Annotated in this window: 12 protein-coding genes; 9 read left to right on the forward strand and 3 right to left on the reverse strand. The window is 57.4% G+C overall.

Annotation, left to right across the window (positions count from 1 at the left end):
• The 6 genes from P0D70_RS25220 to P0D70_RS25245 all read left to right on the forward strand — a co-directional run.
• On the forward strand, window positions 1–609 hold a 609-nt coding region (locus P0D70_RS25220), incomplete at its 5' end, for a sugar phosphate nucleotidyltransferase (RefSeq protein WP_408186458.1).
• Between the two features lie 475 nt (window positions 610–1,084).
• Window positions 1,085–2,575 (forward strand): lipopolysaccharide biosynthesis protein, encoded by a 1,491-nt coding sequence (locus tag P0D70_RS25225; RefSeq protein WP_408186459.1) that lies wholly within the window; start codon window positions 1,085–1,087, stop codon window positions 2,573–2,575.
• Between the two features lie 9 nt (window positions 2,576–2,584).
• On the forward strand, window positions 2,585–3,586 hold the full coding sequence (locus tag P0D70_RS25230) for a glycosyltransferase family 2 protein (protein WP_408186460.1): 1,002 nt from the start codon (window positions 2,585–2,587) through the stop codon (window positions 3,584–3,586).
• A gap of 158 nt (window positions 3,587–3,744) precedes the next feature.
• Window positions 3,745–4,233 carry an acyltransferase gene (locus tag P0D70_RS25235; protein ID WP_408186461.1) on the forward strand — a complete coding sequence of 163 codons (489 nt, stop codon included), beginning with the start codon at window positions 3,745–3,747 and terminating at the stop codon, window positions 4,231–4,233.
• Window positions 4,230–5,384 (forward strand): NAD-dependent epimerase/dehydratase family protein, encoded by a 1,155-nt coding sequence (locus P0D70_RS25240; RefSeq protein WP_408186462.1) that lies wholly within the window; start codon window positions 4,230–4,232, stop codon window positions 5,382–5,384. The genes P0D70_RS25235 and P0D70_RS25240 overlap by 4 nt, the downstream gene beginning before the upstream one ends.
• 76 nt (window positions 5,385–5,460) lie before the next feature.
• Window positions 5,461–6,369: a glycosyltransferase family 2 protein gene (locus tag P0D70_RS25245; protein ID WP_408186463.1), complete on the forward strand. Its 909-nt coding sequence runs from the start codon at window positions 5,461–5,463 to the stop codon at window positions 6,367–6,369.
• Here the strand turns inward: P0D70_RS25245 and P0D70_RS25250 are convergent.
• From P0D70_RS25250 to P0D70_RS25260, 3 genes are all read right to left on the reverse strand, one after another.
• Entirely contained in the window at window positions 6,332–7,678 is a 1,347-nt protein-coding gene (locus tag P0D70_RS25250; protein ID WP_408186464.1) for a hypothetical protein, read from the reverse strand. The two genes, P0D70_RS25245 and P0D70_RS25250, sit on opposite strands and share 38 nt — an antisense overlap.
• A gap of 125 nt (window positions 7,679–7,803) precedes the next feature.
• Window positions 7,804–8,976, reverse strand: coding sequence for a dTDP-4-amino-4,6-dideoxygalactose transaminase (gene rffA / locus P0D70_RS25255; RefSeq protein WP_408186465.1), 1,173 nt, complete (start codon window positions 8,974–8,976; stop codon window positions 7,804–7,806).
• A 168-nt stretch (window positions 8,977–9,144) separates the two neighbouring features.
• Window positions 9,145–11,511 carry a polysaccharide biosynthesis tyrosine autokinase gene (locus P0D70_RS25260; RefSeq protein ID WP_408186466.1) on the reverse strand — a complete coding sequence of 789 codons (2,367 nt, stop codon included), beginning with the start codon at window positions 11,509–11,511 and terminating at the stop codon, window positions 9,145–9,147.
• Between the two features lie 932 nt (window positions 11,512–12,443).
• Between P0D70_RS25260 and P0D70_RS25265 the strand changes: the two genes are divergently transcribed.
• Genes P0D70_RS25265 through rfaE1 form a run of 3 tightly spaced genes read left to right on the forward strand, consistent with a single transcriptional unit; the run spans window position 12,444 to window position 14,843 of the window.
• The gene (locus tag P0D70_RS25265; protein WP_408186467.1) at window positions 12,444–12,674 is read left to right on the forward strand and encodes a hypothetical protein; all 231 of its coding nucleotides are present in this window, start codon (window positions 12,444–12,446) and stop codon (window positions 12,672–12,674) included.
• On the forward strand, window positions 12,671–13,819 hold the full coding sequence (locus P0D70_RS25270) for a glycosyltransferase family 9 protein (protein WP_408186468.1): 1,149 nt from the start codon (window positions 12,671–12,673) through the stop codon (window positions 13,817–13,819). The genes P0D70_RS25265 and P0D70_RS25270 overlap by 4 nt, the downstream gene beginning before the upstream one ends.
• Window positions 13,782–14,843 carry a D-glycero-beta-D-manno-heptose-7-phosphate kinase gene (gene rfaE1 / locus P0D70_RS25275; RefSeq protein ID WP_408186469.1) on the forward strand — a complete coding sequence of 354 codons (1,062 nt, stop codon included), beginning with the start codon at window positions 13,782–13,784 and terminating at the stop codon, window positions 14,841–14,843. Before P0D70_RS25270 ends, rfaE1 begins: the two co-directional genes overlap by 38 nt.
• The last annotated feature ends 2 nt before the right edge of the window (window positions 14,844–14,845 follow it).

The raw sequence follows: 14,845 nt of genomic DNA on the forward strand, positions 1-14,845 counted from the left end.
CGGGAGTTCGTGGGTAATGATCCCTCGGCGCTGATTCTCGGCGACAACATCTTTTACGGTCATGATCTCGCCGGCCAACTTGAGCGAGCAAATACGCGTAGCGACGGTGCGACCGTATTCGCGTATCACGTGCACGACCCGGAACGTTATGGCGTAGTTGAATTCGACAAGAATTTCCACGCGCTCTCCATCGAGGAGAAGCCCGCGAAGCCGCGCTCGAATTACGCGGTCACCGGTCTCTATTTCTACGACAAGCAGGTGTGCGACATTGCCGCCGATATCAAGCCGTCGGAACGCGGCGAACTCGAGATTACCGACGTCAACTCATGCTACCTGCGGCGCAACGCACTCGAAGTGGAAATCATGGGGCGAGGCTACGCCTGGCTCGACACGGGCACGCACGACTCGCTGATCCAGGCGGCTACGTTCATCGAAACGCTGCAGAAGCGGCAGGGACTGGTGGTCGCGTGTCCCGAAGAGATCGCATTCCGCAGACAGTGGATCGACGAGGAGAAACTGCTTCAACTTGCAAAACCGCTTGCCAAGAATGCGTATGGCCAGTATCTGCTCAACCTTCCAAACGATCAGGTGGCGTGGCCAACCCGCTGACAAGACGACGGCTCAACCGGCGTGGAGTGGCTCGATGCCGGTACGCAAAGCGTTGAACGTGCGCCGCCGCACATTTAATTGGAAACTGGACAGGTACGCTTCAACGCATGGACCGCAGGGAGTGCATTGCTCGCCAGCGATTTTCAAGGGTTCATTCGCGAGGTCTGCGCAAGCGCCCGGAGGGCTTCTCCGATATCCGCGATATACCGCCGAGCGCATCAAGTAGCCTGCCAATACGTCGAGTTTGCGGGCGTGGTTTTCGAATCGTCGATACGTTGTGGTCAATCTGAATCGTCAATCCGCTGACGACCGGCCGGAATGATAGTTGAATCTTTCGGTCGCTTGACGAATCACGCGCCCGCCCTAAGGCAAGTTTGCGGCGAATTGACACCAACGACGGAGCCAATTCGATGTTCGCAAATCTTCCGGCGGCTCCTGCAGCGCTTATCTTATTTACAGGCAGACCCAGATCGCGATGTTGAGACGAAGCCTGCTCGCAAATTTTGTTGGCCAGATGGTGACCGTATCGCTCGGTATCGTCATGGTGCCAATCTACGTGCGTCATCTCGGAGTGGAAGCGTATGGACTGATTGCCATCAACGCCGTGCTCCTTGCATGGGTGCTCGTTCTGGATTTCGGGCTCTCACCTACGTTGTGCCGCGAATTAGGCAGTCTGCGTGCCGGTACTGGCTCGAAAGCGGAAGTGGGACTTCTGCTGGAATCGCTGGAGAAGCTGATTCTCTGCACAAGCGTGGTTCTGTTCATCGGCTCGATCTTCGCGGCACCTTATTTTGCCGAACGGTGGCTGAACGCCTCTACATTGCCGCCAGCCGAGATCCGCACGGCATTCGTTCTGATGATGCTGACTGCAATCGCGCGCTGGCTTTCCGCTCTATATCGAGGCGGGGTGGTCGGTATCGACCGGCAGATCGCGCTCAATGTCATTGGCGTTACTTTTGCTGTGATACGCAATGTGCTCGTTGTGCCGGTCATCATGATCTGGCCGCGCGTCGAATTCTTCTTTGTCTGGCAATTCCTCGCTATTGTCGGAGAGGCTGTCGCGCTCCGTATCCTGCTTGGCCGCACGATCGACATACCGTTCGTGTCGACACGTTTTTCGTGGAAGGTATTGTCGTCGCGCGCAAAGCTCTCGCTGTCGATCGCATTGTCGGCGCTGATCTGGGCGTGCACCGCGCAGATCGACAAGATCGTACTTTCGAAGGTGCTGCCACTGGCGGATTTTTCCGTGTTCAGCATGGCAACGCTGCTTGCGAGTGGCATCGTGTTGCTCGCCAACCCAATTCAGCAAGCCTTCATTCCGCGCTTGAACGCTGAAAGCTTCGGCGGCGGCGAGCGGATTCGTCAGATGTACGCGCTCGCCACGGAGGTGACGTCACTAGCGGTAATTCCCGTCGCAGCGGTGTTCGCGTTTGCGCCCGAAGCCGTGCTCCGATTGTGGTCCGCTAGCGCGCCGGTAACCCCTGATGCGCTGCGGACAATGCAGTGCTACGCAGTCGGAAACGCGTGTTCCGCGCTCGCCTCGCTCGCGTTCTTCGTGCAGTACGCAAAGGGGGATTTGTCTCTCCACCTGAAAGGCAACATTGGCTTTCTGATTCTCTTTGCGCCCGCGGTCGTATACGGCGGCATTCATCTCGGTGCGATCGGTGCGGCCTACGCGTGGCTCGGGATGAATGTTCTGCTCCTGTTCGGCTGGGTTGCGATCGTCCACCGCAAGTTTATGGCTGGAATCAACGCTAGCTGGTATCGCGGAGTCGCCGTGCGCGTCGCCGCGGTTATACCTGTCGGCCTGTTGGTGAGCTACGCGGACTTGACCACGTCTTCGCGTATTGGTCTTTTCTTTGCTCTGTCGGGCACATGGCTCGCCATGGTCGCACTGACCGTCGCGGTTTCGCCGATCGTTCAACGCAAGGCTCGCCACCTGGCGGGACGACTGGTCCTCAACTGAGAAAACAGCATGGATACAACTCTTCAGCATCCGGTCCACCAGCAGGCTGCGCCTGTGTTGTCGGTCATCGTGCTTTGTTATCGGCAAGGCGAATACGTTGGCGCATGCATTCAAAGCGTGCTCGACCAGAAGCTCGACGTGCCGTTCGAGGTTATCGTCGGTGACGATAACTCACCCGACAATTCACTCGAAGTGATCGAATCGTTTCAGCGGCGCTACCCGGATTTGATCAAGGTGGTGGCGCATGAAAAGAATGTTGGCTTTTCGGGCAATTTCGCGGACACGGTCGCTGCCGCGAGAGGCGAATTTATCGCCAACATCGACGGCGACGATGTCATGTCGCCCGGCAAACTGCAGCGTCAGATCGATTTCCTGAGAGCTCACCCGGAATGCGGTCTTGTCGTGCACAAGATGCGCCCCGTCGATCAGGATACGTTGGAGACGGTGCCGTTTCCGCTGGCGGAAAACAAGCCGGCAACGTTCGACGCTGAGTATCTCATCAAGAACGGGCCGTTCTTCTTTCACAGCTCCGAAATGTACCGGGCGCACTTGCGCCGCCGTCACCCTGTCGACGTCGGCCTCAAGTCAGTGGCTGACGTGGCCCATCTGATGCAGGTCTTGATGGGGTCGCAGGGCTGCTATCTGGATGAAGAGTTGGGGCTGTACCGCGTCAACCGAACGGGTTTGACTTCGGTGCGCATCAACAACCCCTCGCGCCATCGGGAATGTCTGAACGACGTGATCCAGACCTGCCAGATCGCGGCCGATCTCGGCATGGCAAGCGACGCGGTCAACCAGGGGCGAGCAAAGTTCTATCTAACCTCCGCGATCTTCTTTCTGGAGCATGGTCACGAGGACAGCTTCGAGGACTGCATCGAATCGAGCTGGCGCGCGGCACGAATCGGTTCGAAACAGACGGTGTTGTACGCCATGCGCCGCTGGCCTCGTATGCTGCGCACTGTCTATACAGGCCTTAAGCAGATGGCCGGGCGCCAACGGGCCAACGCATGAGTACGACCGTACACGAGAATGAGCGGCCTGCCGCCCGGAGGCTGAGGCTCCTTGATTGGTGTAACCGGGCTTTTCTTGCCTGGTATCGGCTGAAGACGCGCGTGTGGTACACGCACGTATTTCAGTCGGTCGGAGCGAAATCAACAATCTTTCGTCCCATGCTGCTCGTCAACGTACATCACGCGTCGATCGGCGAGCGAGTATTGATTCGGCCGGGCGCGCGCATCGAACTTGTCGTGACGGACCCCGCTGCGCCGCCGCGGCTCACGATTGGAAGTCGGGTCAATATCGAGCAAAACGTTCATATCGTTTGCGGTTCTTCGATTGAGATCGGGGACGGCGCGACCATCACAGGGAACGTGGCAATCGTCGACGTGGAGCATCCGTATGAAGACGTCAACGGCAAGGTTCGCATTGGCGATCGTATCCGCACGCGAGGCAATTACGTGTCGATCGGGCAGGGCGCCTTCATTGGATTTGGGGCGGTCATTCTGCCTAACGTAAAGATCGGCCGTCACGCCGTGGTGGGCGCGCATTCGGTGGTGACCCGCGACGTTCCCGACTTTAGTGTGGCCGCAGGAAATCCGGCGCAAATCATGAAGCGCTTCAACTTCGAAACGAAATGTTGGGAACGGGAGAAGCAATGAAAGTCCTGATTACGGGTGGCGCCGGCTTTATCGGCTCGAGTCTGGCGCGCAAGCTCTGCGCAAACAATGCGGAAGTTACGGTACTCGATAACCTCTCCCCGCAGATTCACGGAGAGAATCCCAGTGTCACGTCCGCGATTTTTGCGTCCTTGCCTGAAAGCGTGCACTTCGTGAAGGGGTCGGTGACCGACCGGGCCATGCTCGAACGTGTCATGCAGGGGCAAGACGCGATCGTTCATCTTGCGGCCGAGACGGGCACGGGCCAGTCGATGTACGAGGTCGATCGCTATGTCGACGTGAACGTGCATGGCACGGCCTTGATTCTCGACATCCTGGTGAAGAACAGCCGCAATTCCGTGCGCAAGGTCGTCGTTGCTTCTTCACGCGCGATTTACGGTGAAGGCAAGTACCGATCTCCGGCCGCGGGCATTCTTTACCCTGGGCCGCGAAAGGAAAAAGATATGCTCGAAGGTCAGTTCGAGCACCTCTGTCCGGTCAGCGGCGAAGCAATGGAGTGCGTGCCGACCGATGAGGAGTCGAAAATCCATCCGACCTCGCTCTATGGTATTACCAAGCAGACTCAGGAGCAGATGGTGATGACGACCTGCCGTTCCATTGGAATCGATGCGTCGGCGCTGCGTTACCAGAATGTGTACGGCCCGGGCCAGTCGTTATCCAACCCTTACACGGGCATTCTCTCGATCTTTTCGACGCGCATCAAAAACGGCAATCCGATCAATATTTTCGAGGATGGCCTGGAGAGCCGTGACTTCGTTTACATCGATGATGTGGTCGATGCGACCTATGCAGCACTGACGAATGCCAAAGCCGCGGACAACGTGTTCGGCATCGGCTCGGGCGTGCGCACTTCGGTCATGGATGTCGCAAAGACACTGTGCGATGTATACGCCAGCGATGTCAGCGTTGCAGTAACGGGCGCATTCCGGCTGGGCGATGTCCGCCATGTCTATGCCGATCTGACCAAGGCAAGGGACATGCTCGGATTCGAGCCCAAAGTGTCGTTCAGTGAGGGCATCGCACGCTTTGCCCGTTGGGTCGACCAGCAGCAGGTGATGGCCGATACCTATGAAAAGAGTATCGCCGAGATGCGGGAGAAGGGGCTGTACAAAGGCTGTGAACGCGCGGCCTGACAAAGGACGACACGCGCTCACGCCATGACGGAGGCGCCCCGACGGCTGCCTCCGCAATTCATTTGAAGGAAGCAATATGTCAACGAGAAATGCTTCGCCGCTGATCGGGATTGTCACCGTACTCTATCGCTCCGATTCCGTGCTTCCCGATTTTTTTAAGAGTCTGGCCGCCCAGCGCGATGCGAACTTCAAGCTATACGTGATCGACAACAGCGAGAAGGATACGGGGTGCGTGATATCAAGCGAGCTTGCGGCGCTCCATGGTCTCAATGCGGACATCGTGTTCAACAATGAGAATGTCGGCGTTGCCCGCGGGAACAATCAAGGCATAGAAATGGCCCTTGGGAACGGATGTGACTACGTTCTGCTGGCCAATAACGATACTGATTTTCCCGATGCCGATGTGATAGCGGGACTGGTACGGCACACCGAGCGGGCAAGCGCATTGGCAGCCGTACCCAAGATTACTTATCACGGCACTAACCGCATATGGTGTGCGGGAGGACGGTTCTCGCCGCTCACGGCCACCACACCACATGTCGGCGATCGGAAGGAAGATCGCGGGCAGTTCGATGAAGAAATGTTTACGGAATATGCGCCGACCTGCTTTATGTTGCTGCACAAGAGCATCTTCAAGACGATCGGTATGATGGATGAAAAGTACTTCGTCTATTACGACGATAGCGACTTCGTCTGGCGTATGAGGCATGCCGGGATCGGCCTACTGTACGTGCCGACCTCATCCGTTGCTCACAAGGTGGCAGTGTCCACAGGCGGCAATGAGAGTCCCTTTAGCCTGTTCTATACGGCGCGCAATCGCGTTTATTTCAGTCGCAAACATCTGGCCCCCGTGCATCGGGCGATTGCGATTGCGTACGCAATCGTCACGTTGACGCTCAAATGCGTGAAGTTTTCGCCGGCGGCCAGATCGAGCGTGTTCAAAGGCCTTAAAGCCGGCTTCTCACTGTCAATCGCCGATCATTGACAGCCGGACTGTCCGGCAGCGCGCCATTGCCTTGGCGTGCTGCCAGTTTCACGGTACGCACCCGGGCATAAGCGATGGCGATGAAAGTCCATGGCGCCAGATACGAGAATTCCGGAACGGAGATCATCATCATTACCCAGGTCGTGACGCAACATTGGCGCAATGCCATTCCCTCCGTCGACCAGTCTAGCCGGAAAGCCGGGTAAAGAATTAGCGTGCTCACCAGGATGAGTCCTACCACCCCCGTATTGACGAGCAAGGTGGAGAAAAGATCGGTCGATCGTATATAGCCGAAGCCGATCCCGAACAGTTGATTGCCGAGTGATCCCCCTGCCCACATTTCCATCGAAGCATGGAAGAAGCCGGATCTCTCGGCACCGGACACGTTGCGCCCGTCCATCTTGTCGATGATCATCTGCTGAAAGAGATCGCCGATGTAGTCCCATGCCAGATACGCCACCACACAAACCACGAGCGCACCGACCATGGCCTTGATCGGATGGAAGCCGATCTTTCTTATGCGAATGAGTGAGTAAACGACGTAGCCGATGAAAGCCGTCGACGAAGTACTCATGATGAGCGATGCCCCGATGATCCACACCGGCAGGCGGCGCTTGGATGTCGCGTTGAAGTAAGCCCAGAACGGGAACATCGACAAGGCATACATCGACGGTTCGCCAGTCAGGCTTTTCAGCCGTTGCATGTGGAAACCGTGGATGTCGACCCATTGAAAGGAGCTCCCGTTCAGCGGCTCGTCCCCTGCACCCGGGTCGCCATTTCGAAATTCGGAGCCGAAAGACCGGTTGGAAATGAAGTCCCCCGGCTGACCGGTCACAATGAAGTAGATCACTTCATAGATGCCGTACGCGGCAAAAATAGCGGCGGAGGCAAGCAACCACTGCTGCCACGACGGTTTGTAGAAGATATAGACATACGCTGCATAGAGCACCACAGCACCGAGATAGATCGTCTGGGTGAACAAGCTCTTTCTCAGGATGAATGTCAACACATCGCTGTCGTCGATGAGCAGAACTTTTGTAAAGTCGGGTTCGTACGTTGCAATGCTGTCAGCGAGCAGAGACGCCAGAAAGAAAATTGTCCAGATCACTGCCGCCGCGACGAGGAAGTTGATATAGCGTCTGCGCGAAGCGCCACCCCACGCCAATGCGAGCGGCAGCGAGAGAAAACACATGATGTAACCGACCGTCGTTCCCTGAATGGTGGGCACCAGCAGTACTGATGTCACGGGTACGGCGAAGACCCAGATGAAATAGTAAAGGTCGGCGTGCGACGAAATGCTCTTTTTCATGAGGTTCCAGAGGAAGCTTGCAGACCGCTGCAGCAACCGTAAAGGGACGACATCCGCTGCGCTGACAAAGACCTTTTGTCAACGCTGCGGATGTTCGCGTGTGCCGGCATGAAAGTCGGCGGACCCTATTTCAGCAACGCGTCAAAAATGTCGACTACTCGCATTTGCTGCGTTTCGGTCAAGCCAGCCCAGAGCGGAAGCCGGATCAGGCGTTTCGACTGGTTGATGGTGACGTCCAACGAGCCACCCACTCTGCCGTACCGTTCTCCGCCGGGAGATGAGTGAAGCGGAACATAGTGAAATACCGAGCCGATTTCGTGCCTTCTGTACTCGTCGAGTATGCGTTGGCGCACGTCTTCATCTTCAACCAGCACGTAATACATGTGTCCGTTGTGCTGGCATTCCTTCGGCACGACCGGCCGGCGCAGAGCGCCTTGGCGCTCGAACGGCTCGAGAAGCGCGTGATATTGGTCCCAATGCGCAACCCGTTCCTGCGTAATCTTCTCGGCACCTTCCAGCTGAGCCCAAAGGTAGGCGGCGATCAACTCGCTCGGCAAGAACGAGGAGCCCACTTCCTGCCAGGTATACTTGTCGACTTCGCCGCGCAGAAAGCGGCTTCGGTCAGTGCCTTTCTCGCGGATGATTTCCGCGCGTCGGCTGAGACCAGGGTCATTGATCAGCAGGGCGCCACCTTCGCCGGAGACGATGTTTTTGGTTTCGTGAAAACTGTACGCGCCAAGGTCGCCAATGGAGCCCAAGCCGCGCCCCTTATAGGTGGCCATGACGCCTTGCGCCGCATCTTCCACCACTTTGAGTCCGTGGCGTTGAGCGATTGCCAGGATCGTGTCCATTTCGCATGCCACGCCGGCGTAATGCACCGGTACGATCGCGCGGGTCCGTGGCGTGATCGCTGCTTCGATCAACCGCTCGTCGAGATTCATGGTGTCCTCGCGGACGTCCACGAAAACGGGCACACCGCCGCGTAACACGAACGCATTCGCCGTCGAGACGAACGTATACGAAGGCATGATGATCTCGTCGCCGGGCTGGATGTCCAGCAAGAGAACCGCCATTTCCAGTGCGGCGGTGCAGGAGTGAGTCAGCAATGCCTTGGCCGAACCGCTTCTTTCCTGGAGCCACTTGTTGCAGCGTCCCGTGAAAGAACCGTCGCCAGCGAGTTTTTTGTTGAAATGCGTTTCCGCGATGTATTTGAGTTCGTTACCCGTCATCGCGGGCGTATTGAAGGGAATACGGTTTTCGCTTACTCCGATTCCAATTTGCGGCGTAGATCGGCTCATGAATAGTTCACCCCACATGATCGAGAACCAAAGGTTCTCGCTGCGACACATCGTTGGATCTCGAAGGCGGATGGTTTCGAGGTCCCGCTTTCCGGCGAACTCGCCAGGTGTTTCAATGAAAAGGCTGCACGAACGCGCTTGTCATCAACCCCCAACAACTCTCCAGCCTTACACTTCGTCGGTCTCGTTGACCGTGCGCGTGTACTGCGCGGCCTGCTCGTAGCTTCTCCAGTTGCTGGCCCGCTTGGGTATGGCGTTGAAAACCGATCCAAGGATTCGTCCTCCCGCGCGCCGCACCTTTTTGACGGTTTCCGAAATCTCGTCCTCGCTCTGCATGCCGGAGCGAAGCACGAGGACAGTTGCACCCGCATGGGGGGTCATGATTGCGGCGTCGGTCACGACCAGGAATGGGGGCGTGTCGACTATGACGAGATCGAACTGCTCGCTCAGTTGATCGACCACCTGCTTGAAGTCGTGCATCATCAGCAGCTCTGATGGATTGACCGGATAGGCCCCGCACGAAATGAAGGAGAGGCCGCGAACTCCGACTGAGCGGATAGCGTCGACGCTGCGGAGCTTGCCCTGAAGAACTTCGGACAGGCCGCCGCGATTGGATTGCTTGAAGAAGGATGCGAGATTGCCGCGGCGCATGTCGGCGTCGATTAGCAGAACACGCAGGCCGACTTCCGTCAGAAGGATGGAAAGATTCGCTGCAACGAAGCTCTTCCCGGTGGACGGACTCGGGCCCGTCAACATCACAATGTTGTTCTTCTGGTTCAGCCGATCGCGGCACACTTGCGTGCGCACTTCGCGAAGCGCCTCGACCGAGGGCTCATGGGGTAGCCGGCTGGCGAGAATCCGAGCGGCCGCCTCACGCGCCAATCCGGGGCCGAAAGCGGCTCTCGAGGCCTGTTCATCGAGCGGATCCAACGTTAGCGCGTTCGGATCGGGTAAGCCCGGCACCCCGTCGTCACGCCCGGAGAGCGTTGGCTGGCTGGTCTGAATCGCGGATTCATTCTCTAGCTGAGCTTGTTGCCGGCTGAACAGCACTTCGCCGAGAACCGGCACGTCCAAACGTCGTTCGACAAACAGCGGGTCGGTGACACCGGTTGTCGCATAGCGTCGTAGCACGATGAAAAATGCGCCGATGAAAAAGCCCAGGCCGCAACCCGCGACGATGACTAAGGGGCGATTCGGCTTAACCGGACGATAGGGCTGCATCGCTTGGTCGACGATGTGTGCGCCGCCGGTTGCACTCGCGCGGCGCACGGAGAGCTCCTCGGCTTTGCTCACCATACCCAGATAGATGGTCTCCGCCACTTTCGCATCGCGAGTCAGTTCGGCGTTGCGCCTTTCGGAAGTCGGCATGCTGACAAAGCGCGAGTCGAATGCGCGTCTCGCTTCGGCCAACTGCGCAAGTTGCGCGTCGATCGTCTTGACCTGCTGACTGCTAGGTGTAAAGAGCGACGCTGCCTGCGTGCGTTGCAGTTGCAGTGCCGACGTGCGCTGCTGGAGTTCGATGCTACCCTGAAGATAGGATTGGGCTTCGGTCGTCGGGCGCATTGTTTCGGTAGACGATTGATAGTCGCTCAGCGCCTGTTCCGCACGGGTGAGATCGGCTTTCAGCCGCGGCAACTCGCCCTGAATGAATTCCAGCGTTTTCGTGTCGTTCAACTGGCGGCTCGAGACCGACGATGCAATGTATTGCTGAGCAACCGCGTTGGCGACCTCTGCGGTCAGAACTCGATCCTTCGATGCAAAGGAGATCTGTACGATGCCCGTGTCCTTGGTCACTTCCGCAATCTTGAGTTGACGTCGCAGCTCGTCGATTGCGTCGAGCGTATTGCGGTGGGTCACCGTAAACTGCGTACCGGGTCTGGCAACGAGTTCCTTGACTGTGAGCGATAGCCCATCCGGCGTGCTCGCGGGTTTGCCTGTTTCTCCATGCAGCAGAAGATCTCCGCTGGGCGTGCGAAGGTCGTACTGTCCCTCGTCGAGCGCGGTCAGTATGAGAGGCTTCTCCTCAAGGTGAGCCGGCACGTTGAGCGAGGGAATCTGGAGCTTTTCTCCGCCCCATGCAAATGAACTCAGTCCGAACCACGGCTTCGAAGGATGGCCCGGATAGGCGAATTGTTCCGCGAAACGTCCGAGGATCGGGAAGTTGTGCGGCACCACCTCGACATCGAACTGAAATTGGCGGACCACCGGTTCCAGCACGGAGCGGCTCTGCATGACTGAGACCTCCGCGCCGGTCGCTTGCGTGCCTGGTTGTTGCTGCGCCATGCCATCCTGGCGCGAGATGCCGAGAGCATTAGGATCGGGCGGAGCGGGCGGGTCAACACGCACTACGACATCAGCGGAGTAAGTGGGAGCTGAAAGGTAGGCGTAGCCGGTCGCGAGCGTGGTCGCTACAGCGACGAATGCCAGCAGTGTCCAGATATGGTCTCGCAACAGATGAAGCATTTCGCGCAACGAAAAATTACCCTCTTCGTTGCCTACGCGAGATGATCCGGAATTGAGAATATGCGTGTTCAAAGGCGCCATCTCCAAGGTGCGGGGGTAATAAGCTTCTCGATAGTGCGACAAGCTTCGCCGCGTCGATCATTGGAAACCGGCCCTGAGATTCGTCCAGGGCCGAAATTCGTACATGGGTTCGCATTGATTCGACGAATCGTCGGCTCAGATTTGATCCCCTTGCCGGTCCGCCACGCATCGATTCATCGCAGGCGCATCCATCGACGCGTCTCTGGGCAGGTACGATATGAATACCGCCTTTACCGCTTCGGAGTCTGTGGTTTAGCGCACGTTGCACTACGCTGATGCGTTTCTGTCCGTGAATAGTCGGAAAACAAGCGCGGCGATTTATTTTGCCGATTGTGATGTGCGAGGATTGGCGCTAGTCGCGTCATATTTACCTGCTACGGGCGTCGGCAATATGAAGGACGGAAGTCTGACGTAAGCGCTAAATCGACGCTTGCCGCAAATTCAATTCCATAAGCAAGGAATATAAGCGCGACTTTGCGTGGCGACAGCTTTTCCATCGCAAGCTTTTCGGCGACAAGACCTCGACGCCTGTTGGGAGGAGGTTTCACGCGAACAAGTGAACGTTCGGCGCCGCACAGACACCGGCCGCTCCCGCATGGATCATGCAGTTGCATCATTGACCATTGATGACTGTTGGTTGTTCGACGCCATCATCTATAGCTATGACCTTCCGTCTGGTCGTGCGTGTGCGCCGAGGCTTATCGTCGGATCTGCATATTGAGTGACGCGCGGCGTTCAGAAGTCAGCGGCGGTGGGCTCGGCATGGTGCCTATCTAGAGTCAGAACCAGGCTAACGGACATCCACCGTCAGGAGTGAGCTGAAGGACGAGCGAACAACGGTACGGCGGCAACGTTGGGCAGCCTGGATGGACCTGATCCAGAGTGGTGCCCGTCAGATCATCAAGTAGACGATCGAGGCGGAATTGGCGACATTGCTCGAAAAGTGCGGCAACCTGAAAACACCCGGCGACAAACGCGCGGCGCTGCGCAGCCGCACATGTTCCGGTCCGACATTCAGCTCAAGTATTCTGCCGACCGGTATCGGCGTGATTATCGGGTTCACCCCGGCAGGCAAGAAGCAGCGCGTGGCGATGGCCGGCCCCTATGGTGAACGCACGGATTTCCTGGCGAAAATGTTGCTGGACGTGAAATGAAAAATGAGCGCGGACAAAGCCTTCTGAAGCGCGTCGACCTTATTCTCGGCGGCGCGTTCCTATACCTGCTGGGATTGCTTCGCACAAAGCGACGCTTGCCGGCCGAGTGCAAGACAGCCGGTATTTTTGCCTTCGCCGCGATTGGCGATTCGATTTTGTCATCGATAATCATTTCCGAGTTGCGGAACGCAAGAAAATTTTCCAAAGTCGTGATATTTGCGTCTCGAAGCAACGCGCGTATCTATGATTTGTTCGATGGCCTGGACGAGGTCGTAGTAGTCCCTTTGACTAGTCCTCTGAATGCACTCAGGGAAATAAGGAAATACGAAGTCGACGTCCTGATCGACACATCCCAATGGCCGCGAATTTCGGCGCTGCTGGCCGCCTTCATGAAGGCGAAATTTACCGTTGGTTTTAGAACCAGTCGTCAATTCCGTCATTACGCCTACGACGCGAGCGTTGAACATCGCGAGGAGCTTCATGAACTGGACAATTTCAGAAGCTTATTGCGGCCGCTTGGAATCGTGTCGACGGAATGTCCGCGTATAACCAAAGCCATTCGCCCTTCTGGTTCGCCATTCGTGCTGGACGAGAAATTCTTTGTTTTTCATCCATGGGCCTCCGGGACCAATTTTGCCATGCGTGAATGGCCCATAGAATCCTGGCGCAAGCTTGCGCGGATATTGATTGATAACGGATACGCCATCGTCATCACCGGCGGTCCGGAGGACGCCGCGCGCGCCCAGCAACTGGTTGACCTGATTGGCAGCCAGAAGGTCGTGAGCGTGGCAGCCAAGGTAAGTTTGGCTGAGGTTGTCGGAATAGTAAGGCAAGCTGACTGCATAGTCTGTGTCAATACCGGAATCATGCATCTGTCCGCCATGCTGGACACGCCGATGATCAGTCTGCACGGTCCAACGAATCCGTTCCGCTGGGGCCCTGTGAACAAAGAGCGTGGCGTCATTGCGGTGTCCAAGCGTGACGGCGGAATGTTCCTGAGCCTCGGATTTGAATATCCCAGAAATGCGAAGTATGTGATGGAAAAAATAAGCGTCGCTTCTGTCGCCGACGTTCTGAGTGAAGTGTATTCGATCAATTTAGGCCGCCATGACAAGAAACCCGCCGGTGAAGCTTTCGCCTCCTGATTTCGACTGCGCTCGACTATTGATCGTGGGCGACGTGATGCTCGATTGGTACTGGCACGGCTCGACATCCCGGATCTCGCCGGAGGCGCCCGTTCCGGTCGTCCATGTGCAAACTGAAGAAACGCGTGTTGGCGGGGCAGGAAACGTCGCACTGAACGCGGCAGCGCTTGGTGCTCATGTTCGTCTTCTCGGGTTGGCCGGGCAGGACACTCACGCCGATCGGATTGAAGAATTGTTGCGCGAAGGCGGGGTCGACTGCTTGCTGCAGCGCGTCGCGGGCAGCAAGACAATCACGAAGCTTCGTATTCTGTCTCGGCATCAGCAGATGATCAGGGCGGACTTCGAGGACCACTTCCCCGCACGCAATGGTGACGAGTTGATCTTCGCCTTCGAGCGACAGTTGCACGAAGTGGATGCCGTGGTCCTATCCGATTACGCTAAAGGCTCACTACATGATTCGAAGAACCTGATCGCGGCCGCGAGGCGTGCGGGAAAGCCCGTCATCGTCGATCCAAAAGGAACGGACTTCGAGCGTTATCGCGGTGCCACTGTCATTACGCCCAACCTTTCCGAGTTCGAGGCGGTGGTTGGGAAATGCGAGAGCGATGCCACGATCGAACGGAAGGCCAGCGCTCTTTGCGATACGCTCGAACTCGACGCGGTACTCGTCACACGCAGCGAGAAAGGCATGACGTTAATTGCTCGCGGGCAGGCCCCGCTGCATTTGCCGACGCGCGCGCGCGAGGTGTTCGATGTCACGGGCGCGGGGGACACCGTCGTTGCCACGCTGAGTGCCGCACTCGGTGCCGGTATGCCGATAGACGAAGCGGTCGCGCTTTCCAATGTCGCGGCAGGCATCGTCGTGGCTAAATTGGGAACTGCGACGGTCCGCCGCCCTGAACTTCAGCAGGCACTGCAGCATGATGTGCATTCCGCGCGTCGGGGAAATATTCTCGCTCGCCTTTCCCTTCTTCCTTGGCGGGCGAAACCTCGCACTGAGAAGCCGAGCACCGTGAACACCTGATC

The organism is Paraburkholderia sp. RL17-381-BIF-C (genome assembly GCF_046026435.1).
GTDB lineage: Bacteria > Pseudomonadota > Gammaproteobacteria > Burkholderiales > Burkholderiaceae > Paraburkholderia.

Excerpts from the sequence above, each read along its gene's own strand:
- P0D70_RS25270 (WP_408186468.1), top strand. The coding sequence starts at position 12,671 with ATGAAAAATGAGCGCGGACAAAGCCTTCTGAAGCGCGTCGACCTTATT.
- rfaE1 (WP_408186469.1), top strand. The coding sequence starts at position 13,782 with ATGACAAGAAACCCGCCGGTGAAGCTTTCGCCTCCTGATTTCGACTGC.
- P0D70_RS25250 (WP_408186464.1), bottom strand. The coding sequence starts at position 7,678 with ATGAAAAAGAGCATTTCGTCGCACGCCGACCTTTACTATTTCATCTGG.
- P0D70_RS25225 (WP_408186459.1), top strand. The coding sequence starts at position 1,085 with ATGTTGAGACGAAGCCTGCTCGCAAATTTTGTTGGCCAGATGGTGACC.
- P0D70_RS25240 (WP_408186462.1), top strand. The coding sequence starts at position 4,230 with ATGAAAGTCCTGATTACGGGTGGCGCCGGCTTTATCGGCTCGAGTCTG.
- P0D70_RS25235 (WP_408186461.1), top strand. The coding sequence starts at position 3,745 with ATGCTGCTCGTCAACGTACATCACGCGTCGATCGGCGAGCGAGTATTG.
- P0D70_RS25245 (WP_408186463.1), top strand. The coding sequence starts at position 5,461 with ATGTCAACGAGAAATGCTTCGCCGCTGATCGGGATTGTCACCGTACTC.
- rffA (WP_408186465.1), bottom strand. The coding sequence starts at position 8,976 with ATGAGCCGATCTACGCCGCAAATTGGAATCGGAGTAAGCGAAAACCGT.
- P0D70_RS25230 (WP_408186460.1), top strand. The coding sequence starts at position 2,585 with ATGGATACAACTCTTCAGCATCCGGTCCACCAGCAGGCTGCGCCTGTG.